General features: G+C 54.9%; 22 protein-coding genes. 10 read left to right on the top strand and 12 right to left on the bottom strand.

What is annotated here, in order from left to right; genetic code table 11:
- Positions 1-19 precede the first annotated feature (19 nt).
- From fliF to ACFQDM_RS09015, 5 genes are all read right to left on the bottom strand, one after another.
- The gene (gene fliF / locus ACFQDM_RS09035) at positions 20-1699 is read right to left on the bottom strand and encodes a flagellar basal-body MS-ring/collar protein FliF (protein WP_377378280.1); all 1680 of its coding nucleotides are present in this window, start codon (positions 1697-1699) and stop codon (positions 20-22) included.
- A 110-nt stretch (positions 1700-1809) separates the two neighbouring features.
- Positions 1810-2085 (bottom strand): CtrA inhibitor SciP, encoded by a 276-nt coding sequence (sciP, locus tag ACFQDM_RS09030; protein WP_377378278.1) that lies wholly within the window; start codon positions 2083-2085, stop codon positions 1810-1812.
- 204 nt (positions 2086-2289) lie between these two features.
- The gene (locus ACFQDM_RS09025; RefSeq protein ID WP_377378276.1) at positions 2290-3675 is read right to left on the bottom strand and encodes a flagellar hook-basal body complex protein; all 1386 of its coding nucleotides are present in this window, start codon (positions 3673-3675) and stop codon (positions 2290-2292) included.
- 109 nt (positions 3676-3784) lie between these two features.
- Positions 3785-4447 carry a flagellar hook assembly protein FlgD gene (locus ACFQDM_RS09020; protein WP_377378274.1) on the bottom strand — a complete coding sequence of 221 codons (663 nt, stop codon included), beginning with the start codon at positions 4445-4447 and terminating at the stop codon, positions 3785-3787.
- Between the two features lie 12 nt (positions 4448-4459).
- The gene (locus ACFQDM_RS09015; RefSeq protein ID WP_377378272.1) at positions 4460-6589 is read right to left on the bottom strand and encodes a flagellar hook-length control protein FliK; all 2130 of its coding nucleotides are present in this window, start codon (positions 6587-6589) and stop codon (positions 4460-4462) included.
- Positions 6590-6975: 386 nt separating this feature from the next.
- Between ACFQDM_RS09015 and ACFQDM_RS09010 the strand changes: the two genes are divergently transcribed.
- Positions 6976-9093, top strand: a complete 2118-nt coding sequence (locus ACFQDM_RS09010) for a FlgK family flagellar hook-associated protein (RefSeq protein WP_377378270.1) — start codon at positions 6976-6978, stop codon at positions 9091-9093.
- Between the two features lie 20 nt (positions 9094-9113).
- Entirely contained in the window at positions 9114-10037 is a 924-nt protein-coding gene (locus ACFQDM_RS09005; RefSeq protein WP_377378268.1) for a flagellin N-terminal helical domain-containing protein, read from the top strand.
- A 2-nt stretch (positions 10038-10039) separates the two neighbouring features.
- On the opposite strand, the gene ACFQDM_RS09000 is transcribed toward ACFQDM_RS09005, so the two are convergent.
- Complete coding sequence (locus ACFQDM_RS09000) at positions 10040-10384, bottom strand: DUF2794 domain-containing protein (RefSeq protein WP_377378381.1); 345 nt, start codon at positions 10382-10384, stop codon at positions 10040-10042.
- A gap of 309 nt (positions 10385-10693) precedes the next feature.
- On the opposite strand from ACFQDM_RS09000, the gene ACFQDM_RS08995 reads away from it, so the two are divergent.
- From ACFQDM_RS08995 to ACFQDM_RS08985, 3 genes are read left to right on the top strand one after another with little or no spacing between them, the layout of a single operon-like run.
- Positions 10694-11401 carry an ABC transporter ATP-binding protein gene (locus ACFQDM_RS08995; protein ID WP_377378266.1) on the top strand — a complete coding sequence of 236 codons (708 nt, stop codon included), beginning with the start codon at positions 10694-10696 and terminating at the stop codon, positions 11399-11401.
- Positions 11398-13920: a Gldg family protein gene (locus ACFQDM_RS08990; RefSeq protein WP_377378264.1), complete on the top strand. Its 2523-nt coding sequence runs from the start codon at positions 11398-11400 to the stop codon at positions 13918-13920. Before ACFQDM_RS08995 ends, ACFQDM_RS08990 begins: the two co-directional genes overlap by 4 nt.
- Positions 13917-14834, top strand: coding sequence for a hypothetical protein (locus tag ACFQDM_RS08985; protein WP_377378262.1), 918 nt, complete (start codon positions 13917-13919; stop codon positions 14832-14834). Before ACFQDM_RS08990 ends, ACFQDM_RS08985 begins: the two co-directional genes overlap by 4 nt.
- A 3-nt stretch (positions 14835-14837) precedes the next feature.
- Here ACFQDM_RS08985 and ACFQDM_RS08980 read toward each other — a convergent pair whose 3' ends face one another.
- Both ACFQDM_RS08980 and acnA read right to left on the bottom strand, forming a co-directional pair.
- Positions 14838-15515, bottom strand: coding sequence for a DUF1223 domain-containing protein (locus tag ACFQDM_RS08980; protein ID WP_377378260.1), 678 nt, complete (start codon positions 15513-15515; stop codon positions 14838-14840).
- A 158-nt stretch (positions 15516-15673) separates the two neighbouring features.
- Positions 15674-18358: an aconitate hydratase AcnA gene (gene acnA / locus ACFQDM_RS08975; protein WP_377378258.1), complete on the bottom strand. Its 2685-nt coding sequence runs from the start codon at positions 18356-18358 to the stop codon at positions 15674-15676.
- A 178-nt stretch (positions 18359-18536) separates the two neighbouring features.
- On the opposite strand from acnA, the gene ccmA reads away from it, so the two are divergent.
- From ccmA to ACFQDM_RS08955, 4 genes are read left to right on the top strand one after another with little or no spacing between them, the layout of a single operon-like run.
- The gene (ccmA, locus tag ACFQDM_RS08970) at positions 18537-19112 is read left to right on the top strand and encodes a heme ABC exporter ATP-binding protein CcmA (protein WP_377378256.1); all 576 of its coding nucleotides are present in this window, start codon (positions 18537-18539) and stop codon (positions 19110-19112) included.
- Positions 19109-19765, top strand: coding sequence for a heme exporter protein CcmB (ccmB, locus tag ACFQDM_RS08965; RefSeq protein ID WP_377378255.1), 657 nt, complete (start codon positions 19109-19111; stop codon positions 19763-19765). The genes ccmA and ccmB overlap by 4 nt, the downstream gene beginning before the upstream one ends.
- Before the next feature lie 10 nt (positions 19766-19775).
- On the top strand, positions 19776-20504 hold the full coding sequence (ccmC, locus tag ACFQDM_RS08960; protein ID WP_377378253.1) for a heme ABC transporter permease CcmC: 729 nt from the start codon (positions 19776-19778) through the stop codon (positions 20502-20504).
- A complete protein-coding gene (locus ACFQDM_RS08955) occupies positions 20501-20659 on the top strand; it encodes a heme exporter protein CcmD (RefSeq protein WP_377378251.1) in 159 nt (52 codons plus the stop codon). Before ccmC ends, ACFQDM_RS08955 begins: the two co-directional genes overlap by 4 nt.
- A 21-nt stretch (positions 20660-20680) precedes the next feature.
- Here ACFQDM_RS08955 and ACFQDM_RS08950 read toward each other — a convergent pair whose 3' ends face one another.
- Positions 20681-21241, bottom strand: a complete 561-nt coding sequence (locus tag ACFQDM_RS08950; RefSeq protein WP_377378249.1) for a MarR family winged helix-turn-helix transcriptional regulator — start codon at positions 21239-21241, stop codon at positions 20681-20683.
- Positions 21242-21368: 127 nt separating this feature from the next.
- On the opposite strand from ACFQDM_RS08950, the gene ACFQDM_RS08945 reads away from it, so the two are divergent.
- On the top strand, positions 21369-21908 hold the full coding sequence (locus tag ACFQDM_RS08945) for an NUDIX hydrolase (RefSeq protein ID WP_377378247.1): 540 nt from the start codon (positions 21369-21371) through the stop codon (positions 21906-21908).
- Here ACFQDM_RS08945 and ACFQDM_RS08940 read toward each other — a convergent pair.
- The 3 genes from ACFQDM_RS08940 to ACFQDM_RS08930 are packed head-to-tail and all read right to left on the bottom strand — an operon-like array spanning position 21905 to position 24699.
- Positions 21905-22648, bottom strand: a complete 744-nt coding sequence (locus ACFQDM_RS08940) for an inner membrane-spanning protein YciB (protein WP_377378245.1) — start codon at positions 22646-22648, stop codon at positions 21905-21907. The two genes, ACFQDM_RS08945 and ACFQDM_RS08940, sit on opposite strands and share 4 nt — an antisense overlap.
- A 41-nt stretch (positions 22649-22689) precedes the next feature.
- Positions 22690-23193 carry a hypothetical protein gene (locus ACFQDM_RS08935; RefSeq protein ID WP_377378243.1) on the bottom strand — a complete coding sequence of 168 codons (504 nt, stop codon included), beginning with the start codon at positions 23191-23193 and terminating at the stop codon, positions 22690-22692.
- 39 nt (positions 23194-23232) lie between these two features.
- The gene (locus tag ACFQDM_RS08930) at positions 23233-24699 is read right to left on the bottom strand and encodes a lipopolysaccharide biosynthesis protein (protein ID WP_377378241.1); all 1467 of its coding nucleotides are present in this window, start codon (positions 24697-24699) and stop codon (positions 23233-23235) included.
- Between the last annotated feature and the right edge of the window lie 68 nt (positions 24700-24767).

Below are 24767 nucleotides of genomic sequence, written 5' to 3'. Positions count from 1 at the left end.
TTGATCGGAGCGTCACTCATCAGGCAGCCCCTCGCTCAGATTCGTTCAGCCAGCTGCGCAGGATCGAAACTGACTCATCGGGGTGCTTCTCGATCATATCGGCAATCTTCTTCATCGAAGACGCTTTGACCTGACCCGTCACATTCGCGACGTCGATGGTGTGCTCAAGATCGCTTGCAGCTTTGCCTGCGGCATCACCCGGACCAGGCAACGCCCCAAAAGAGGCACCGTCGCCCATATTTGGAAGCGCATTATCACCACTTTGCTGTTTTGGTTTCGGCGGCGAGAGCAGGCCCGCTACCAGCGGACGCAGCACGAAGAAAATCAACGCCAGGCCACCGAGCAAGAGCGCAATAATCTCTACGCTCCGCATGATATCATTCTTGGTGAGTCCAAAGAGGGACGAGGTGGCAACAGTTCCAAGCGCGGTATCAGGGCGCGCAAAGCGGATATTCACCACTTCCAGAACGTCGCCGCGCTGTTCGTTGAAGCCGACGGCTGAGCGCACCAGCGCTGCGATCTGGTCCATTTCCGCCTGCGAGCGTGGCGCCATGGACACCTGACCAGCTTCACCTTCTTCACCCGCTGCCATTTGTTCTGCATGGTCAATGGCAACTGCGACGGACAGACGTTTGATCGTACCACCTTCGATGATCTCGGTCTGCATCGTCTTGGAGATCTCGTAATTCACAATCTCCTGAAGGCGGGAGTTTTGAGAATCCTCGACTTCAGTCATGCCAGCGACATCGCCGTTATCAGGCAGGTTTTCCTCAACCGTTACGGGATTTTGCCCCCCACGGACTGTATCAGAGGAACTCTCCTCGATCGTCTCAGTTGAGCGAACCACCCGGCTTTCCGGGTCATAAAGTTCTGACGAGCGTGTGACGCGATTGAAATCAATATCAGCGCTAACCTGAACCCGCGCAGCACCCTGGCCAACGACAGGAGACAACTGGCTCAGGATTTTCTGGCGCAGCTCTTCTTCCAGCATGGCCCGGCGCTCATCGCCGGTCATGCCGCCAGCCATTCCGTTTTCTTCAGATGCAGCAGCCGCCAGAAGCCGGCCCTGCCCATCCAGAATGGTCACCTGTCCCGGCTCGAGCCCCGGCACCGCACCCGCGGCAAGGTTGCGAATCGCGCGGATCTGACCACCTTCGAGCGTCCGGCCGACCACTTCTACCACGATCGATGCCGTCGGTTTGCGTTCATCCCGCTCAAACAGGCGGCGTTCTGGCAGAACCAGGTGCACGCGGGCCGTCTTTACATTGTCGAGAGAGGTAATGGTTCGCGCAAGTTCACCTTCGAGTGCGCGCAGGCGATTCACATTCTGGATAAAGGTGGTCGCACCGAGTGCGTCCTGCTTGTCGAACACTTCGTAACCGATGGAGCCACGAGTCGGCAGACCCTCAGCAGACAGAAGCAGGCGCGCATCCATCACGTTGTCACGGTCGACAAAGATGGAAGATCCATCGCCGCGCATTTCATACTTGATGTTGGATTGATCTAAACGGCCTGCAATTTCAGAGGCTTCGGTCAGCTCAAGGCCGGAATACAGCAAAGCTTTCTGAGAACTTCCCGTCCTCAGAAAGACCGCAGCCAGTGCGCCGCCAACAATCGCCAGAACCAGCAGACTCGCAATAATGCGCGTCTGGCTGAGCCCTCCGATCGAGATCACTGATTTTTTCGATTCTTCAGCCATAACCTGCCTAGCCGACCACAAGGAAAAAAGTCGCTAGGCAGGAATTTCCCACCTCTCCGTAAATGAGGTTTTAACGCGGTAGGAAATTATTACCGAAAAATCTGTGAATTTTAATTTCGATACTGTTGAACGCGGGTCACCCGCAGGCCTTTTGATCCATGACGATCATAAAGACGCTCCCAGCCGGAAAACTCCTCTTCACTCAGATTATAGCGTTCGCACGCTTCCTTGAGTGTCAGGAGGCCGCCGCGGACCGCTGCAACAACTTCTGCCTTTCGTCGTGTCACCCAACGACGAATCGAAGGATCTGGTAGATCCTGTAATGTGATCGGACGGCCGTCTGGTCCCGGCACTGATGTGATCACGCTTTCTTCTCGCACCATCATGTTAGCCCTTCTTTGTGGCTCATTTATCGACAGCCAGGACTATATGCCGAACTCCCTTAAGGGCTTGCTCAGCGCTAAGCGTCGGTTTGATGGAAACTTCCAGCAAATTTGATGTGCTCGGGTATGAGTTTTTAACCCATAGAAAAAGAGCGCCCCATTTTGGGACGCTCTTCTCGTGGTCAATGAACGAAAGGCTTGAAAAGACTATCGTTTCAACTGAATCAGTTCATTCAGCATTTCGTCAGCCGTTGTGATGATCTTTGACGAAGCCGAGTAAGCTCGCTGAACAACGATCAGATTTGTAAACTCCTCAGCGAGGTCCACCGTCGAACCCTCCAGGCTGTATGAGTTGATCAAACCAGAGCCATTCTGGTTGGCCGCCGCGAGAATCACGGAACCTGCATCAATCGACGCTGAGTAAGCACCACCAGCTTCCGTAATCAGGCCCGATGGGTTTGCAAACGATGCCAGAGGCAGTTTGTAAATCGGACGGGACAGACCATTGGTGAAGAGGGCATTCACATTGCCATCATCATCAACTTCGATCTGAGCCAGAACACCAAAGGCCACACCGTCCACAGATGACTTGCTCAGCTCAGATGCTGATTCGTACTGTGTGATGCCGCCTGTTGTATTGGCGCCCGCAAAATCAAAGTTAATCGTCTGAGCAGAAAGACCTTCAGAAGCAGCCCAGCCAACCGCTGGCGCCGTAACAGGCGTGTCTGAAGCGCCAATGCTCAGTGACGTTGGCAGCGTGGTGTTTGCCATATCCAGCTGACCGTCAGACGTGAAGGCCACCGTACCGGACGCCAGAAGACCGTCTGGAAGACCGGTTGCCTGCATCGCACTTGCCGGAACGGCGTGAATTTCGGCAAACCACTCATTCGCCGTTGGTGACTTCAGGAATGACATGGCAACGGTACGCGTACCGCCGAGTGAGTCATAAATCTGAACCGTTGTCTGGAAGTCAGGTGTCACAGCACCCGACGCCATGGATACGCCTGGGTTTGTTGCCAGATCATAGGTCGTGGCAGCTGTGCTGACGGCTTCCGACGCATCAAGGTTTGCAGAGATGGACATATTGGATGTCGCTTCCGCAATACCATCAATGCCAGTAACCTGAACCGGCTCGAGTGACCCAAGGTTGGTCGATCCCACTGTGTCCGGCGCACCGCTCTCATCGGCAGGCCAGCCATAGAGATAATAGCCTGCGGTATTTTGCAGAAAGCCATCCTCATCCGGCGAGAACTGGCCAGCGCGTGTGAAGTAGTACTGGTCAGATGCCGTCGCATCATCTGACTTCAGACGTGTAACAAACATGCCATCGCCGGAAACGGCGAGGTGCGTTGATGTAGAGCTTGCCTGAATAGAGCCCTGATCCGCAATTTCAGCCGATTGGGTCGCGCGAACGCCGCCCGCATTATAGCTCGACACATGGCTTTGCTCGATCAGCATCGCTGTGAAGTCGTTGCGGACACGCTTGTATCCAACAGTGTTCGCATTCTGAATGTTGTCCGAAACAGAAGCGAGAGCAGAAGAGTTTGCTTTCAATCCGGAAACGCCCGAAAGCAAAGCGGTATTGATACTCATTGTAAGGTTCCCCTTGAAAAATCATCACCAGTCTTTGTTTTTCGATCTTTCAAGATCTGTTGCGCTATCGCGCCGCCCGTCATTTTGACCGACGTCTCTTGCTGTAAAACTAGCCGACTTCCGCAAGTCGAAGCACGGCATCAAAATCATATGTTCCTGATTTTGTTGAAATTTGTGTCGATTCCCCAGAGAGATCGACACCGGTTACTGTCGTGCGCACACGCGGTGACACGGTTACAGGATCCTCAGCCTCATCGGCTGCGGAGATAATCAGGGAGAATTGACCGCTTTCGGCATATTCACCCGTACTCAAACGCCCGTCCCAGACGAATTCGCGACTTCCGGCGCTGACATCATCCAGCGCCTGAGAATAAATAATGGTCCCGGCTTCAGATCGGACCGACAAGGTCGCCTCTTCCACGCCTTCAGGTAACTCATACAGCCACTCAATCTGACCTTCAGACAGATCAGCGCGCGGCGAGTTCACCTCGGCTGTTTTTCCGAGATAACCAGACAAACCAGCGGCCGTTGAACTGCGTGTCAGTGACACCAGATCGGAAAGCGTCTGATTCGATTGGATCTGTTGTTCGACGCTCGCAAACTGAACCAGCTGATTCGTGAATTCCGTCGTGTCTGTTGGAGACAGCGGATCCTGGTTTTGAAGTTGCGCGGTCAAGAGCGTCAGAAATGTATCAAAATCCTGGGCCAGTTGAGCCGAAGAGTTGCTTGCAGAAGTCTGGGCGCTCGCCGCAGATGATACAGCATCTACCATATTCGTCTCTCCTTAGACGGTCAGATCGAGGCGCGGCCTCGACCAGGTTTCAAAAATGGGTTGTTGAGGTGGCACAATGTCATCGGCTTCCAGCATTTCGCTTTCCTGACGCGCCATATACTCACCTGCCTGAGCGAACTGACCGGCATGAGCACCAGAACCGGATGCATTGCGCTGGTCGAGTTGAACCGAAACGCCACCTTCTGACAGGTTCAGACCCGCCTGAGTCAGCGCATTCTCAAGTGTTTTAGCGCCGCGCATCAGCGCATCCGCAACGGAAGGGTCCCGAGCAGACAGAACCGCCATGACTTTACCATCACGTGCGACCTCGACCCGAATATCGACCTTGCCCAGTTCTGGTGGATCGAGACGGATTTCAAACTTCGAGGACTGGCCGTTAAAGCGCTCCAGAAACTGCTCACCAACCCGCGACACCATCGCGGCCATCTGAGCAGAGTGAGGCGTTCTGGCGGCTGCGCTTTGCGCCGCGCCCTCTGCACCGGCATGGCCCTTTGCGGCCTGCAGCGCGGCAATGTCGAATTCGCCGTCGCCGACCGCCTCGCCAAGCTCGGCGAGCTGGGCGTCACTTAGGAGAGTCGGGCTGTTCATCTGCGCAGGTGAAGATTGCGGTGAGGTTTGCCTCTGGCCGGACGATGAGGCGTTGGACATCATGTTCGCAAAGTCGGCGCCTGGTCGAGCCTGCTGTGACTGACTCTGCGCAGATGTACCGTCCGTAACTGTCGGCTTGTCTGCACGCGCACTTTCAACAGAGGCTGGCACGCGCTCAGCGGAAGGACGAGGTTCGACCTGGGGCGCAACGTTCTGACCGGCTGTCTGTGTCTGAACGTCCAATCCGGTTTGCGTCTTCAACGCGGCGTCTGTTTCTGGCGCCTTATCGACTGGACCTGTCGTACCACTACGGCTCGCTTCAACGCTCTCTACGTCCGGTGCATCCTGTTCGCTGGCCGCGATAGGAGCAGTCTCCTTCAGTTTCGGCTGTGTCAGCTCTTCGACCTGAGCTGCCTGCTGAACTTGCTGCGCATTGCGCGGCTGTTCGACGACGGCCTTATCACCTGAAACGGCCTCGGTCTGCGGCGCCGTTATACGGTCAGACGAAACGCGTGGCTCATCAGCGTCCGTACCAAGCTCATGAAGCTCCGGTTCAGCAGATTGCTTCGACTCCAGAGAAGCAGCCTCGGCCTCCATCGGGGGCTGCAAAGCCGATTGGTCCTTCAGGGTTGGCTCGCGACCTGAAAACCCGTTCTGCTCCGTGGGCGCATCCGACTTTGCCATCGGGCTGTAAGCCGCAAGATTTACAGGCGGACCGCCAACCGGCTCACCAGCGACCCACTGCTTCATCGGAGCAGGCATGTCAGCATCAACGGTTGCTGGTGCCTCAGCGCGCTGCGTATTCACATTCGCAGGTTCAAAAACAGGTATATCAGCCGGTTTCGGCGTCGCACTATTCGCAGGCTGGTCGCTTACGGCACGCCCTGTCCTGGAAGGCCGTTCGGACTTGTCTGAAGTCTGTGCACCCGAAACAAGCGCTTGAGTCTGCGCAAGCTCGGCTGCATCTGTGCCCTCTGTATCCTGAGCAGTTGAGGCTCTATTATAAGGAACAGAAAGCTCATCGCTGTAGGTTTTGCTTACATACTCTGGAAGCGTCTGGCCTGGCTGAAGAGACGCCAGCAGATCACCATCTGTCCCGGCCTCATCCTTCTGAGCTGGCCGGTTAGCGGTCTGGTTTTCGACGGCACGATCTGATGTTCCATCGGCCTTCGCTGTCGGGTCGGTGTCCGTTTGCACAGACGCCACAGCCTGTTCAGGCGTCAGCGCAATGACATTCTCTTTGGTCTTTTCGGTCTCGAGAGACGATGTCTCGTCAGCCGTTACATCTGTATTCTCTTGAGAGTATTGCGTGCGCAGTTGAGCAAGCAGGCGGTTTGCGCCTTCTTCGGTCGGCGTCGCACGCGACGATGCGCCCATCAACTGAGACTTCAGCGATGTTGGCTCACCATTATTTTCCTCACCGGACGCCTGACGCACCAGATCTGCGAAATTCGCAGCTTCTGCGTCACCATTCTTCACGGTTGGTCCCGTTAAAGGGGCTTCGCCAATCAAAGAGATCAAACTTGCACGCATGAATTACTCCAAATGCCACGCAAATCGGGCATCGTGAAACATGGAGCAAGCTCGGGACCAGAAGTGTTGCCGAGACTTTAACTCTTTTTATCTATAAAAAACAGAGAACTATGTATTTTTTGATTTTGCTAATCTGAAAACTGCATCTGTCCTGCATCGAAATTGCCGGTCTCACTCGGCAATTCGTGCCTGTGTAAAAAATCTGAATACTTTCTCAAATCTTAGTCTTTTCGGGGCAATTCTGGGCGCGCGGAAACATTCCGGAAATCTCCCCTTAATACAATGGTGCTTAACCTGAATGAACAGGGGTGGCGAAATCTCCGCCGGAGGGAACTGCCCGCCCAATTGATGAACGCAAAGCAAGTGTCGAGAAGAACAGGTCTGCCATGAGTGTCTCGAGTATTATGAACAATGGTCTGAGCGCGTTAACCGCGAACCAGACAGCTTTGCGCAACACATCGAACAATATTTCGAACGTAAATACAGAAGGCTATGTCCGTCAGGAAACGCAGATGACTGCCGTTTCTTATGGACAGGAGAGCGCGGGTGTCAGAGCCGTTACGGAACGCGCAGCCAATCAGTATCTTGCCGCGACACACCTTTCCAGTATTTCGGCGCAAAGCCGTTACGAGATTGAGGCCGATCTGGTGGATCGCGCACAGGCAGGGCTCGGAGACCCATCGGGTGCAACCTCCATCTTCTCAAGCATTGACGGCATTCTGGAAAAGTCTGCCGCGCTTTTAAACGATCCCGGTTCGTCGCTGCGCAAGGGTGACATGGTCGCCGCCATGCAAACCACATTCGAAGACATCCAGAATGGCTATCGAACAGTAGAAAACCTTCGCAAGGAAGCCAATGGCAACATTGTCAGCGCTTTGAGCAGTGCGAATGAGACCATGAGCCAGATTGCTGATCTCAACATTGAGATTCAGCACATGAAAGCCATTGGAGGCGATGCAAGCGGCCTGGAGACAGAGCAGAGCAAGCTGCTCGACTCCTTGTCCGAGGTTATCGACTTCAAACTCAATTATCAGTCCGCAGGCGGCGTCGAACTCCGCACACGGACCGGCGCCTTGCTCGTCAATCGCGAAGCAGGAACCCTGTCAATTTCCGAAGACACCGACGCATCCGGATATGGCGGCATTTCTCTGACGCCTGCCGGCGCTGCTGACGATTATGCCATCGACATCACCCAGCAAATTCAGGGCGGAGAGATTCGTGGACTTTTAAGTGCGCGAGATGGTGACCTTGCCGAAATGGCGTTCGAGCTGGGTGAATTGTCCGGCGCGATCGCCAATGCGCTCAACGCAGCCAGCAATGAAGGCACGTCCGTGCCTCCACCCACAAGTCTTGACGGCCGGAACACAGGCCTGGTTGCGAGCGACAGCCTGAACTTCACGGGCAGCTCCGTTTTTGCGGTCGTCGATTCCTCAGGTCGTACCGTTGATACCGTTACCGTGGATTTTGACGCTGGCACACTCACCAACTCAGCTGGCGCTGTATCTGCAACAGGCACAACCATTGGCAGCTTCGCAACGGCACTGAATGCAAGTTTCGGGGCAAATGCTTCGGTTGACTTCACCGACGGTGCTTTGAATTTCTCGGCGACGGGCACCAATGGCGTCGCAATCGCCCAGGATCCGACCAATCCATCTGATCGCGCAGGGCGCGGGGTTTCGGCGTTCTTCGGCATGAATGACGTGGTGAGCTCCACAAAGCCAAGTTTCTACGACACCGGACTGACGGCTGCTGATGCCCATGGGATCACCGGAACGATCACATTCGGCATTCGTAACGAGAATGGTGATGTCATCAGTCGCGTCGAGTACACGCCCGTCGGGACCACCATGGCCGACCTTGTGAACGAACTGAACTCAAGCACGGTTCTGGGACAGTTTGCGACGGCATCTCTGGATCCAAACGGTCGCCTTCAACTGGCCTCTGACAGCAATAATGGTGTCGCGGCCGTTGATGTCGTCGAAGATGGCACGGATCGCGGTGGCACCGGTCTGTCGATGTCCGAAGTCTTTGGCCTTGCCATCCGGACGCCAGCGGAGCGCGCCAACACGCTTTCTGTTCGTGAAGACATCGCGCTGGACCCAAGCCGCCTGCCATCTTCCGGCTTCGATCTCAGCAAAATGGCGGTCGGAAGCCTCGCCATTGCTCCAGGCGACAACACCGGCGCTATGGCAATGCAAAGCGCGCTCGCTTCTCCGGTAACCACCTACACAGCTGGTGGTTCTGCCGAAACGACCGCTTCCATCACAGATCTCGCAGCAAAAGTTGCAGCAAATGCCGGCGCCAAGGCCACTCATCTTGAAAATCGCGCCATGTCTGCTGAAGCCCTGAAAACAGAAGCAGCCGCTCGGCGCTCCTCTGCAGAAGGCGTCAATCTCGATGAAGAGATGATCAATATGACCATCTACCAGCAGAGCTATTCGGCTGCTTCACGCCTCGTAACCGCTGCACGCGACATGTACGACGTGCTTTTGAACATGATCTGATCCTCGCAGGATAAACCGCCATGAACCGCATTTCTTCTTCCATGCTGAATTCAAGCGCCCTGCAAAACCTGCAGCGCTCTCAATCCGACATGTATGAGGCGCAGAGAAAAACGGCCTCCGGCAAGATCGCTGATGATCTCAAGGGCTATGGCAAGGATACCCAGGCAATCGTGTCGATGGATCGCACCCGCGCCAAACTTGAAAGCCATATCGAAGCTTCGAAAGAGCTGAACGTCCGGCTGAACATACAGGACGCTCAGATCGGCCGCGCAGCGGACGCGGTCGCCGATTTGCGCGAAAATCTGACCACCTCACTGGCTCTCGGCGATCTCACCGAAGTCATGGCCTATGTGAACAGCGCCTTTTCCGATGTGAAATCTGCATTTAACACAACATTCAATGGCAGCTATGTATTCGGCGGAACGGCTTCGAATGCGGAGCCCATTCAGGCAGACTCGCTTGCGGATATGGCGGCAAACCCGCTGACCGACTCCATCAATCAGGACGGTAGCGAAGTCAGAATTCGTGTATCAGAATCGCGTGTTGTCACAGCAGCGCCGCTCGCCAAGGATGCTGCAACAGACATGATGAACCTGCTTCGCGATCTTCAGATTTTTGAAGACGGCGTCGACGGTCCCTTTACAGACAATCCATCAGAAGCTCAGAAGCAGGCCATCCAGAGCGCCATTCTGGGCCTCGACAGCGTTTATGAAGGCATGCTCGAGGTTCAGTCCAAGAATGGTCAGGTGATGAACCAGACCGATACGCTGATCGAGCGCCAGCAATCACAGGCCGATCTGCTTGCGAATATGACAGCAGGCATGACGGATGCCGATCTCGCGCAGGTCGCTGTCGAGCTCAATCAGGCACAAATTCAGTTTCAGGCAACCGCTTCGATCTTCAGTACGATCCAGAGTTTGTCGCTGGTGGATTATCTTCGATAGGCCTAGCCGATCACTGAAAACTTCTTCCGGTCAAAATATTTGAGCACAGTCGTCAGATCATGACCGCGCTTCAAGATCATGCCTTCCGCAGACACGATGGAATAAGCACCCTGGCGTTTGGCAAGAGCGGGCTGTTTTTCGATGCGGTAAACCGGCATTTCCGAAGCTCTTCTGAAGATCGAAAAGACGGCGCGGTCTTTATGCATGTTGATCGCATAATCCCGCCATTCACCTGAAGCGACCGAACGGCCATAGACATTCAAAATGGCATCGAGTTCTTTTCGAACAAAACTGACGGGTCCGGACTGACGTGCGTTCTGAGACGACTGGTTCACGAATACGTTCATGCGTACGAGTTTCAACTCCGTTTTTGCGGAAATCCATCCATTTTTTCACAATGTGACAGATATTTAACCGCGAACACAAACTTGCCGCAAATCGGACCCTTCACTGCCTCTGCAGACACCCAATATCATAAGGGTCGGGCAGCATGAAACGGAACCGTTCCAGAACCATCAGCCCCCCAGCCCCCTGGGCGCTTCCGGGCTGTCCGACAACAAATTTGAGTTGCCCCTCAATCTAAAGCGCGTTGCTTCGGCTGCGCGCTTTTTGTTAGGGTTCTTACTCTGCACCTCTTTTCTGGATAGCGGCTGATCGTGACCCCCATACTTTCCGTTCGCGGCCTCTCAAAAAGATTCTCTGCCAAACCGGCTCTGAACGATGTGAGCTTTGATCTCTACAAAGGCGAGATTGTTGCTCTGCTCGGCCTGAATGGCGCGGGAAAGTCGACAGCGCTGTCCGTGTTAACGGGAAAACTGCTTGCAGATGAAGGCGAGGTTTCGTTTTACGAATCCGGGATAATCGGCTTTCTTCCTGAAGGCGCGCCGCTCTTTGAGGACTTGTCGGTCATTGAACAATTAAAGACCCTTGCAGGCCTCTATGATCTCTCAAGAGCAGAACGAACCGACGCGATCGAGCGCGTGCTCACCGATTTCGAACTCTCAACGGTACGAAAGACAGCCATTTCCGCACTCTCGAAAGGCTTTCGGCGCAGGGTCGCCCTCGCAGGCGCCTTCTTACCCAAAGCGCCGCTTCTATTGCTCGACGAACCAACAGACGGACTTGATCCGGCGCAACGCGACCGCGTGCTTGATCAACTCAGAAAATCCAGAGAAGACCGCACCCTCCTCGTCTCCACACACAGTCTGGAGGATGTTGCGGCGATATGTGACCGGGTCCTGATCCTCACGCGGGGGACATTGGCCTTCGAGGGTACACTGGAAGCGTTGAGGCAATCAGCCAACGGCGATCTCAAACAGGCCTTTCTCACCCTGGCTGATGGCACGGAAGAGATCACGCGATGAATGCGTTCCGCTCCATCTTTCTGCGTGAACTACGCGCCTACTTCCTGTCACCGCTCGCCTATGTCTTTCTGGCGGTCTACATTCTGGTAACGGGTCTTTCCACCTGGAACATGGCTCGCTTTTTCGACACTGCACTGGCGGACCTGACACCGTTCTTCCAGTTTCAGCCCTGGCTTCTTGCCTTTTTTATCCCAGCAATCGGCATGCGGCTCTGGAGTGAGGATCTGAAGTCGGGGACCATAGACCTGTACCTGACCGCCCCAGCGCCCATTTACACAGTCCACCTCGCAAAGTTTGCCGCAGGCCTGACGCTCGTCGTCACAGCGCTTTCTCTGACACTGCCATACTGGGGCAGTGTTACTTATCTCGGCACGCCCGATCATGGCGCAATCCTGGGCCTTTATCTGAATCTGATCGTCACCGGCATCATCTTCCTACTCATCACACTCGCTTTCTCAGCGCTGACCCAGCAGCAAGTGATCGCTTTTGTGCTCTCAACCTTCGCCTGCCTCGCCTTTCTCGTGATCGGATTGCCAGCCGTCACTAGCCCGCTATCAGCCGCGCTTCCAGGATGGATCGCGAACTGGCTGCTTGATCTCAGCCTCTATGATGTCTTTGCGCGGGCTCTGCGGGGCATCATTCTGCTGTCTGACGTGGTTTATCTGGTCGGCTTGATCTTGCTGCTCTTTCTCGCCGGCCTCGTCATTCTGTCCGCAAAGCGCCGTGTTGGCAGCCGGACAGGCCTTCCCTTCAATACGCTATCATTCGCCTTGCTGATCATGGCCCTCCCCTTGCTGCGAGGCGGTATTGGGCACATTGCGCCCGCAGCCCAGATCGATATGACAGCCGATCGTCTGAATACGCTCTCCCCGAGCGCCAAACAGCTCGCCGCGGAGCTGAAAGAACCGATTGATCTGGTCTTTTTCTATAGTGAAACGATCGGGCAGGACTATCCGCAGATCCGAGCCCATGCTGAACGGGTAGAAGCAACACTGAATGCCTTCCAGCGCGCATCCAACGGCCAATTGCGCGTGCGTACCATTGATCCTGAGCCCTATTCTGCAGGCGAAGATCTCGCCATCACGCACGGCATGACAGAGGTACCAACCGAAGGCATCGATCCGCTCTATTTTGGCATCTCCGGTCAGAACCGAACAGATGACCTGCAAAGTATCCCGTTTCTGAACCCGGAACGCGATGACGCTCTGGAGTTCGATATTGCAAGTCTCATTTCAACTCTTGATCAGATCACGAAGCCGAAGATCGCGATCCTCTCTGGAAGTTCGGCCATCTCCGAAAATGGCGGCGACGGCACAGCCAGTCATATCTCTCAAAAACTGATCGAAGGATTTGAGATTGTCTGGCTAAGCCCGTCTTCTTTGGACATCCCCGAGGATGTTGAGACTGTTCTGCTGATCGCTCCGCCAGACCTCAGTGATTATACCGCCTACCAGCTTGACCAGTTTCTCATGCGAAAAGGGCGGCTCATCCTGATGATGGATCCAGCGCCGCTCTTCTCACAAACGCCGCCACTCGGACCAAAACTGTCCAAATGGCTGTCAGACTGGGGCATTGAGCCATCCGATGAGATACTCGCGGACACCGAGCTTGGGCTACCCGTCACGACGAATGGGCCTGCCGGTCAACGCGTCGAAACACAGCCCATTTATCTTGGTCCTGGACCATCACAATTTGACCGCTCTGACTTTCTCACCCGCAGCCTGAAACAAAAGCTGCATATCGGCGGGACGGGCTGGTTTGATGTAAACGGGGCAAACCGCCTACAAGCTAGCCCGCTCATTCAGTCCAGCCTGCAATCCTATGCGGTTCAACCAGCTGATCTTGCCAGCTCCGACCTGACGCCGTCCAGCGTCCGCGCTCTCATGACACCATTGGAACGAACCGTTCCGATTGCCTTTCGTTTGTCTGGCCGTCTGACATCTCGCTATTCCGACGGCGCACCCGAACCAGACTTACCAGAAGATCCGGTGCTGAAACGCATCGCTGAAGCGTCACTTGTGACGCGGCCCCATCTCCAGAAAAGCGACGAAACGGTACAGATCCTGCTTTTCGGCGACATCGATTTCCTGAGTGATGCCTTTTATGTTCATCCACAAACAGGTGCGCTACTCGCCGACAATGAAGCGCTGATCCTCAATGCGCTTGATCAGTTCGCTGGCCGTTCGGCTTTGGCGGGCCTCAGAGCTCGCCCTTCCGGACGCCGTCCCATGACACGCGTTCTGGAGCTTCGCCAAACTGCCGAGGCCAACTATCTGGCTGAACAGGATGCGCTCGAACTGCGCATGTCGGAAATTCAGACCGGCATTTCACAGGCAGCACCGGAAACACGGCAGGAATACCTGGAAGCAAGAGAGGCGCTTCGGAATCTGCAACGTCAGTTCCGAAGCAAGATCAATCGGCTCGAAACGACGCTGCGTATTCTGACAATCTGGCTACCCTTCACTCTCGCAATTCTCACCGGCCTTCTCATTCACTTTACGATGCAGAGGCGAACATGACCCTCAACGACGCACGCGCCAAAGACAAACGTTTCGCGCTGTTCGCCTGCATCGCCTTCGTGCTGGCAATAATCCTGTACGTGGTTTCCAGTCAGATAGCGGGTGACACGGGACGAAAAAGTGCGTTTTCCGGAGACCTCGTGTTCGCCGACGTGACATCAACCCCGCAGGTCATTCGTATCACGACCAATCGGTCTGACTATCAACTTCGCAATGTCGATGGCGTTTGGGTCATGCCTGAGAAAGCAGATTACCCGGTCCAGATCGACAAGATCGAACAGATGCTGAATGCAATCGCGTCCGCCCGGTTCACAGATGCCAAAACAGCTTTGCCGGAAAGACATGATGCGCTTGGCCTCGGAGACCCCATGTCGGGCGGAACTGGCGCTCTGATAACTCTACCAGGTCTCGACGAAACCGGCGCTGTGATCGGTGAGAAACGCGGGCTGGCCTATGGCCGCAGAGGCAATAACGACCAGACATGGCAGGTCGATGCACTTTTTCCGGCTCTGCACAGCGCAAACTGGTGGCTGGATTTCTCGGGTGTTTTTCCACGCCCCTCGTCAGCGGTCCAAAGTGTCGAGATACGCTCTGGCGACGGCGAATCGTTGCAAAAAATCACGCCATCGGAAATCGAAGCGCTCGGACCGGAAGATATGATCCTATTGGAGGCCGCCTCATCTCAGCGCGTGCTGGACGTTGCTTCCCTCGACGAGATTGGAACTCTGAGCCCCGTTCTTTCGCATACGACCCGGTTTCAGGATGGACGTGAATTGACGCTCACTCTCTATGATCGCTCTGGACGAAGCTGGGCGCACATAACGGGCTCTGCGCTGGACGCGCCAGAACTCGTGGAAGGACGGGTTTTTCAGCTTGATCCGATCACCGCGAGCGATCTCATTCCAAGTGAATGATGCTCAGCCTTTGGCCTGAATAATCACCTTGCGGGGCACAGGCTTGAAGAGAAGAATGTCACCAAACTCGGCTTCCTGCACAATCACGAGACAAGCCTCGTCACGGCAGTCCAGCGGCACCTCAAGCGCATCACCATCTTTCCATGTCGCCAGCTTTTTCAGACTGGTTGCAAGGTGGGCATGAACCAGAGACTTACCCGCGTTTCCGCCTGCCGTCGGGTTCACTTCCGTGAGCCCCGGTTTGTAGCCGACGAGCCAGAGTGTGACGGGGCCGACATCATCATCGCCTGATATTTCAAGCGCGGACGCCGTTACACGAAGTGCAATGTCAGGTTTGTCTTCTTTGGACGTGGCGTCGACTCGTTCTTCAACGGCCGCCTTCGACGTACCACTCGTCTGAACGCAACCATCGATCACGGCCTGCGGCGTATAGGGGCCGCGAAGGTCAAAAATCTCTGCGTATGCTTTTTGGCGCGCGACGAACTCTGGCTTCGAATAGGTATCCGTCCAGCCGAGATAATCCCAATAGGGAACCGACCAGACGATTGGAAATGCCTTTCCATTGTCCATCAGGTCGATCAGGTTTTTGTTCGCCTTTGGACAGGCGCCACAATTCTGATTGGAAAACAGCTCCACCAGCACGGGTTCTGACTTTTGCGTGGATTTGGACGGCTCAGCCACCGCAGAACAGCAAAAACCTGCCGCAGTTACGCAAAGGCAGGCAACAGAATTCGAAAGAAAGGAGCGGAGATGAGGAAACACCATGTGTCCCTTTAACGGATCAACGAGATCGCTGCGAATCACGTGCCCGTGATTCGCAGCGTCTTTAGCAGTTGAACCTATTTCGCTGCGCGAGCGAGGTTGCGCAGGACGTAGTGCAGAATACCACCGTTCTTGAAGTACTCCAGCTCGTTCTCTGTATCGATACGAAGCTCAGCGGTGATCGTCTTCGTTTCGCCGCCTGGGAACTCAATGTTCACAGTGACAGCTTCGCGAGGTTTGAAGTCGCTGACACCTTCAATGGTCACGATTTCATTGCCGGTCATGCCGAGATCCGTCCAGCTACCGCCTTCTGGAAGCTGAAGTGGAAGAACGCCCATGCCGATCAGGTTTGAACGGTGAATACGCTCAAAGCTTTCCGCCAGAACGGCGCGAACGCCAAGCAAATTGGTACCTTTTGCCGCCCAGTCACGTGACGAACCGGTGCCGTACTGCTCGCCTGCGAAGATTACCAGCTCTTTGCCGTCTGCCATATACTTCATCGCAGCGTCATAGATCGGCATAACATCGCCTTCCGGCCAATGCTTCGTGATGCCACCTTCTGTACCTGGAACCATCTGGTTCTTGATACGAATGTTGGCAAATGTGCCGCGCATCATGACTTCATGGTTACCGCGACGCGCGCCGTAGGAGTTGAACTCCATGACCGGAACGCCTTTTTCCTGCAGGTACTTACCGGCAGGGCTGTCTGCCTTGATGTTACCCGCTGGCGAAATGTGGTCGGTCGTGATCGACTCACCGAACAGGCCAAGAATGTTGGCTTTGTTGATGTCGTTAATCGCTTCCGGCTCCATACCCATGCCTTCAAAGTAAGGTGGGTTTGCAACATAAGTGGATTCCGGCCAGCCATATGTCTCGCCGCCCTTCACTTCAATTGCCTGCCAGTGCTCATCACCTTTGAAAACGTCGCCATAGCGCGCGTCGAACATTTCCGGGGTCACGCAAGAACGGACAACAGACGTGATCTCTTCGTTGGTCGGCCAAATGTCTGACAGATAAACCGGCTCATTCTCATCATCATAACCAATCGGATCTTTGGTCAGGTTGATGTTCATGCTGCCTGCGAGAGCGTAAGCCACCACGAGCGGCGGGCTTGCGAGATAGTTCGCACGCACGTCTGGGTTCACGCGACCTTCAAAGTTACGGTTACCGGACAGAACCGACGTCGCAACCAGATCACCTTCGCTGATCGCTTTGGAGATTTTCTCAGGGAGCGGACCAGAGTTACCGATACATGTCGTACAACCATAGCCAACCAGGTTGAAGCCCAGCTTGTCGAGATCATCCTGCAGGCCAGCTTTGGCAAGATAGTCTGTCACGACCTGAGACCCAGGCGCGAGAGACGTCTTGACCCAAGGCTTGACCGAAAGGCCACGCTCAGCGGCTTTCTTAGCGACCAGACCCGCAGCAACGAGAACAGATGGGTTTGACGTGTTTGTACAGGATGTGATGGCTGCGATCACAACATCGCCGTGACCAATCGTGTACTCTTCACCTTCGACTTTGACGCGCTTCGTAGCTTCGTCGAGCTGTTTGAACTCAGTGTCCATCGCTTTGGCAAAAGCGTCTGATGCATCGTCGAGAATGATGCGGTCCTGCGGGCGCTTCGGACCCGCGATGGATGGCTTGACCGTCGAAATGTCGAGTTCCAGCGTATCGGTATAAACAGGGTCCGACATTTCCGGACGCCACATGCCTTGCGCTTTGGAGTAAGCCTCAACAAGTGCAACCTGATCGCTCGTACGACCTGTCGTTTTCAGATACTCAAGCGTTTCGTTGTCGACCGGGAAGAAACCACAAGTCGCGCCATACTCAGGCGCCATGTTCGAGATGGTTGCTTCGTCTTCCAGAGACAGGTTCGCAAGGCCAGAACCATAGAATTCAACAAACTTGCCAACAACGCCCTTCTTGCGAAGCATGTCGACGACCACGAGCACGAGGTCAGTCGCGGTAACGCCTTCAGCAAGCTTGCCGGTCAGTTTGAAGCCAACAACTTCCGGGATCAGCATGGAAACTGGCTGACCCAGCATCGCAGCTTCGGCCTCGATACCACCAACACCCCAGCCGAGAACGGACAGACCATTGACCATAGTCGTGTGAGAGTCTGTACCGACGCAGGTGTCCGGGTAAGCGACGGTTTCGCCGTCTTCGTCTTTAGACCAAACTGTCTGAGCGAGGTATTCGAGGTTCACCTGGTGACAGATGCCGGTGCCCGGAGGCACAGCGCGGAAGTTTTTAAACGCGGTCTGTCCCCATTTCAGGAACTCATAACGCTCTTTGTTGCGCTCATATTCACGCTCAACGTTTTTCTCAAACGAATCAGCGTGACCGAAATAGTCGACCATAACCGAGTGGTCGATGACGAGGTCGACAGGAACCTGCGGGTTAATCGCTTTCGGGTCGGCGCCGAGTGCTTTTGCAGCGTCGCGCATCGCAGCGAGGTCAACAACAGCCGGAACACCTGTGAAGTCCTGCATGAGAACACGTGCCGGACGATAGGCAATCTCGTGCTTCGCTTCACCCTTGTCAGTGAGCCATGCTGCAAAAGCCTGAATGTCTGCTTTCGTGACGGTTGTGCCGTCTTCATTGCGCAGCAGGTTCTCGAGCAGCACTTTCAAAGAGGCTGGCAGACTGGTCACATCACCCAGGCCATTCGCCGCAGCTGCTTCCAGGCTGTAATAGGTGTAGGTTTTGTCGCCGACCGTAAGGGTCTTTTTCGCTTTAAAGCTGTCGAGAGATGCCATGGGCTTTTCTTCCTTCCTCCGGTGTGCAGATTGGTGTCTACACGGGCCAGTGTCGATATGCGTTGGGCGTGTTCATATAACCACACACGCATTACCGCAATTCGTCTTCGTCGTTCTTTAGGTAGTGAATTTGTCGAATCGTGAAAGTCCGCCTGATTTTGGGCTAAAAATAATCAGTTTGACCGGTGCGCGAGGTTACAATCTGCTCTTTAGCGGACTTACCGTTGATGTCGCACCCGGTAATTTTGTAGCGCTTGTCGGCCCAAATGGTTCCGGAAAGACCACTTTGCTGCGGATGCTGGCTGGGCTGATAACCCCGGAAGCCGGGGAAATTGAGCGCCCTCCCGAAGTGAGAGAACAAGGCCCGTTTTATCTCGGACATGAATCCGGTCTTCGTCCAAACGAAACACCTCTCAGTCATTTGAAAGACTGGGCGGATCTGCATCATGCAACATCGGCTGGCATTTCGGCAGCCATTGAACGCGTCGGGCTTACCGAGCGCGCCATGGTCCCGGCACACGCTTTGTCGGCAGGCCAGAAAAGACGTCTTTGCCTTGCCCGAACGCTTGTGGCTCCCAGACAACTCTGGCTGCTGGACGAGCCAGCAGCAGCGCTCGACCTTCACGGACAAATGCTTTTATGCGCATTGATCCGCGAGCATGTCGCTCAGGGTGGAATTTGCGTAGCGGCGCTTCATGACCCACTGGATATCGAGCCCGATCTGACCATCAATCTGAAGGACTATCAGCCGTGAAGGGTGCGCTTTCTGTTTTCCGGCGCGAGCTCGTCCAGGCCTGGGCGGGCGGATCAGGCCTGTTTCTCCCGGCCGCTTTCTTCGCCGGCACCATCTTCCTCGCACCTCTTGGCGTTGGCACGGAACCCGGTCTGCTCGCAAAGCTTGCGCCCGGGCTGATCTTTGTCGCGCTCTGTCTAGCGTCCCTCACAACACTGGAACGCATATTTCAGGCGGATCTCGAAGCGGGCGCCCTCGATCACCAACGATTGTCCGGTGCGTCCATGGAATTGGTCACATTCTTCAAAGTACTGGCACACTGGATCGTTTCCGGCCTCCCGCTGGCCCTGTTAACCCCGGTTGCCGGTATCATGATGCGCGCTGAGCATGTTTCAGCCCTTTCGATCCTGCCGGTTCTGATCGGTGGACTGACAATCTTTCTCTGGGGCGGTGTCGGCGCTGCGCTCACAGCCGGGCTTCGCAGAAGCGGGCCTCTGGTCGCGTTGCTCGTCCTGCCGCTATTTGTCCCAATTGTGATATTCGGGTCAGAAGAGTTATCTCACGTTTTCCAGGCAGCACCGTTTGCTGCAGGGCTCACATTACTGGCCGCGAACGCGCTTGCTGCGATTGCTATGGCACCATTTGCCATGGCAGCCGCTTTGAAACTGGAGTAGAGGCAGAAACATGTTATCGCGTTTTGCCAATCCACACCGCTTTATGGTGCTGTCCAAATGGCTTTTGCCGACCTTTGCCGTGATCGGGCTGATCATGCTGGTCAGCGGCTGGGTCTGGGCGCTCTATTTCGTGCCGGAAGAGCGGTATCAGGGCGCAACAGCCCGCATCATGTATATCCACGTGCCAGCTGCCGTCATTGGCATGATGGCGTATGGTTTGATGGCACTCGGCAGCCTGCTTTATCTGATCCTCAAGCACACGCTGGCCGATGTCGCCGCCAAAGCCGCCGCACCAACGGCTGCGGCGCTCACAATCATCTGCCTCGCGACCGGCTCTCTTTGGGGGCGACCGACCTGGGGGACGTATTGGATATGGGATGCACGGCTCACCAGCATGCTGTTCCAGCTGTTTCTGATCCTTGGATATATGGCGCTTCGGTCCGCCTATTCGCGTGAAACAGAAGCGGCCCGTGCCGGTGCCATTCTGTGTCTGGTCGGCGCGATCAATCTGCCGATCATCAAATTTTCAGTCGACTGGTGGAACACACTCCACCAGCCTGCAGGCTTCCTGACGCTGGGCGGGTCCAGTCTGGCCGCAGAATTCTTCTGGCCGTTGCTCTATAATCTGATCGGAATGTCATTCGTATTCGGTGCCCTGCTCATGGCGAGCATGCGTGCGGACGTCTTGAAACGGCAATATGATGCGGCACTGGCAAGGCTGAATCGGAGTTCACAATGACCGGATATGTGTCAGGCGCAGAGGCCTTCATCTATGCCAGTTATGGCGTATCAGCTGTCCTGCTGCTGGTGCTCACGGGATGGACCTGGTCAAAACTCGCAAGGGCAAAAAAGCGCCTCTCAATGCTGGAGGCGCTTCGGGAGAAGAAGAAATAGACCGCGTCGGTTCGCGCCGATTTAGTCCTTCTCTTTTTTCTTCTTTTTGTCCTTTTTGGACTTTTTCTTTTTCTTGCCAGCGTCGTTGGTTTTCTTCTTGGCTTTCACATCGACAGGTGAATCGAGCTCGTCAAAGCCAATATCCCCGACATTGGCAAGCAAGCCCAGAATACCGATGAAAGCGCGCCGGCGGTTTTTCGGCAGCATGGACAAAATGGCTTCATCGGCCTTCTGCACCATTGGCATGGCCGATTCCAGCGACGTTCGTCCGCCCTCGGTCAAATGCACCGATTTGGCTCTGGCATCGAGTTTCGCCTGGCGGCGCTCGATGAGCCCGTTCTTTTCCATGCGCTGAACCATGTCAGCGAGCGTGGAGCGATCAATGCCTGTGGTTTTCACAAGCTCCGACTGAGAGCACCCTTCCTGTTCACGGACGGCTGCAAGAACGGCGAACTGGCGGAGCGTTATGTCGACGCCGTCTAGCCCTTCAAACTGTTCAGCTGCAAATTGCTGGGCTCGGTGCAGCAAGTGACTCGCAGAACGGTCCAGGCTGAACTCAGTTTGTTGTTCGACAATTTCCAAAACCCGCTCCTCAAAAATCGATTGATTTTATCTATGCCACAATCACCTTAATTGAAAAATATTGCAGTCGCGTGAAATCCTTCGCATGCGGATGATTTTTTGCTTTGAAAAGTGGGAGATTTTCAGAATGGCCGATTTAGACCCAGATTTTAGGCAGTCCATTCCGGATGGTGATGACCGGGTTCGGCGGATTTGTACGCATTGCGACTTCGTTGATTATGTAAATCCGAAAATCGTCGTTGGCTCTGTCGCGCGCTGGGAAGACAAGTTCCTGATCTGCAAGCGCGCCATAGAACCACGACTTGGGTATTGGACGCTTCCGGCCGGCTTCATGGAAGAAGGGGAAACAGTCGAGCAAGGCGCGGCACGCGAAGCCCGCGAGGAAGCCTGCGCAGACCTCGAAATCGAGCGCATTCTTGCCATTTACTCCATTCCGAGGATCAGCCAGGTTCAGATCATGTTTGAAGCGACATTACGCTCGCAAGATGTTCGGCCTGGCCCTGAAAGCACGGATGTGAAGCTGGTCACCTGGGACGAAATTCCGTGGGACGACCTGGCCTTCCCTTCCGTTCACTGGGCGCTGAAACAATGGAAGAGCGTTGAGGGTCAGGCTGCCTATGCGCCCTTCGGAAATCCGGCCGGTTCCGAACACCTGACACATGGCTAGGCGCCAGTTGCACCTTCCTCGTCTGTCTTCATGAACTTCATCAGATAAGGCAGGTTTGCCAGCATAAAGACGAATGTGACGACGATGTTGCCGAGCTTCATCCAGGCCCACACATTTTCCTGATCGCGCACGCCAAACTCGATACCCAGCAGGGAATAGGGTTCGGTTGGCGCGACCGTCAGACCCAGCAGAACGAGCGGTGATTCCGGGACCGGACAGAAATAGCGCCAGAGGAATTCGTTCAATACCGCCAGGAAGATAAAATAGAGCCCCCAACGCACGGAAAATACCTTCCAGGCGTGGTCTGGCAGGTCAAACACATGACTGAACATTTTTTTCCAGACATTCACGCCAGCCGCGAGGCCGCCGAAAATCAGAATCGCAAACAGCGAATTGATGATCGTTGGTTTCACATACGCAAAGGCCTGTTGTTGCATGGCGATCGTCAGCACACCGAAGACACCGATCACACTGCCCGTCAGGATCAGCATGGGCGGAATTTTCTTGCCCTGAGCCAGACGAATAACAATGACGGCAGCGGTGCAAACCATCAACGCACCCGTCGCCCAGAAGATCGCTGCATCCTTTGTCAGAATGCCATCGCCTTCCGGGAAGAAGCGTCCCATGACTGTGTATGTCAGGATAAAGGCGATTGCCGGACCAAGCTCCGCCCACAGACTGGTCGGATTGTTCGTTGGCTTGTCGGCAGATGCCGTCACTTTGTCTTCTTCTAAAGTCATGACCGGACATACGCACGAAATGTCGTAATCGATCAATCTTTTTAGCCGTCAAAAGCGCGTGAAAGCCCCGCAAGGATGAAAGGCGCACCGGTCGTGGCGAGCAATAACAACGTGAAAAAGCCGACAAGCTTGAGATTACTCCAGCTCAGAATTGGCGATGCTGATCGCTTGGGGCGTGTTCCCGAGATGAGAGCAGTGAGCAGCAAAGCCAAAGACATGGCCAGAATGAACCAATCCGAAAGCGCAGGCATGGCGGGCAACCAGGCACATACACCGAACAGAAGTCCCGCTATAGCCGCGAGACTGAGATTTAACGCTAGTCGGCGTTCCTGGTGTCGATACTGAAGGCCATTGAAAAGGAAGATCAACACGCCAAGACCGGCGACCAGCATGCGAATGGGCACGATCCCGAGAACGCGACTATTAACCGGGATGATCATCATAATGGCGCTCATCAGAAACGCACCGGCTATAATCCGCCAGATGACGCTAGGCCAACTTAGCATGATGGGCACACGAAGGTGATAATCAGGGTCAAAGCTCATCCTGTAACCCTAAATAGAATATTCTATCGTCGCAATAGTCTACGTCGCACGAGGACGGAGCCGGCTTTTTACCTTTCCGGCCACACTGATCGCAGTCCCCCGCGCGCCAGCTGCATTGAGAGAAACAACACACAAGCCATAAGTCAGTGCGCCGATCGCTGCTTTGCACATCAGTTCAATCAGGCCCCCAAAGCCAGGAATCAGCTGAACGGCGCCAGCCATGGCCAGACAGGCACCCAGTATTTTCGCGAGATCCAGCATAGGAACCGGCATGGCGAGGTGTCGGCGCCCAAAACCTGCCAAGAGTGCGACGGCCAGCACGTAACAAAAGACGGTCGCGTAAACCGCCCCCATCAGCCCCATAACTGGCAGTAAGACAATGTTCAGTCCGATATTCAGAAGAGACGGAATCAGCATGATGAATGCGCGTTCGGCGGTTTTGTGTGCGAGCTGAAACGCTTCTGAAAAATAATGGATCAGCAAGCCGTTAAAGAGGCCCGCAACGGCAATCCATGGAATGATTTCACGCGCCTGATCGCGCAGCTCCTCACCGATCATCACGTCTGATAAGGGTTTCGCCACAACCGCAATGCCAACCGCAGCCGGTATTGCCAGCAGCATGATGGCCTGCGCCATGCCCCTGGCTTCTGTTTCCGCTGCTTGCTTGCCACGCATTTCATACGCTTCCATGACGAGCGGCGCACCGGCCATCGCAGCCCAGGCACAAATCATCAAAACGGTTTTGTCCGCAACACCATATCCCGCCGCATAGGCGCCGACGGCAGCCTCATCGATGAAATAGGCAATCAGAAAGCGATCTGAAGCAGAAAGAATGAGATCGAGAACCAGAGCTGCCGAAATCGGAATCCCATAGGCGAGGTATTTTTTAGCGCCATGCCAGTCGACATGACCGCCTGTTGATTGCCGCCAGAGCCAGTAGCCTTCCGTTGCGGCGGCAATCGAGAAGGATACAGCAATCCCGATTAATGGAGCAGCCGCGCCAAATCCACCGATCCAGGCAAGTCCGGCACCAATCAAGAAACCACCGAGCGTACGACCAATTTCTATCGCTGAAAATCTCGCCACGCGCAGGCCAGCCTTGTGGCTCTGAAGCGCGATGTTCACGATGACTGAGACAGGCAGCAGGATCAGAATCCAGACAATGGCGTCTCGAAGTTCCGGCATGCCCTGCAACAACAAGAGCGTTGCGCCCAGTACGAGAAAGGCTGGCACGAGCGATATCAGCGCCAGAGCCAGGCATGTCTTGAAGTGATCGGGCAAATGCCCTTTGGCCTGCGCTTCGGCATAGAAGCGATATCCGGCAGCCTCAGTCCAGGTAAGCGTCAGAGTATGAATGACGTGCATGGCCGAGAATGCGAGTGCATATCGGCCATAGTCATCTGCGCCCATCAGACGGGTGAACAGAAAAACACCGCCAAAGGATGACAATCCCAGGACGATATTCACCGGCATGTAACCCAACAAATGGCGGATCAGATTTGGCAAGCTGCAGAACTCCTCAACAGCTGTCTATCCAAACCTCTTCAAGAAGCGATTAACCGTGTTCGTGAAGT

Source organism: Ponticaulis profundi (assembly GCF_042659465.1).
In the GTDB taxonomy this organism is placed as follows: Bacteria; Pseudomonadota; Alphaproteobacteria; order Caulobacterales; family Hyphomonadaceae; genus Ponticaulis; species Ponticaulis profundi.
This window is presented reverse-complemented; position numbering and strand designations above follow the sequence as displayed.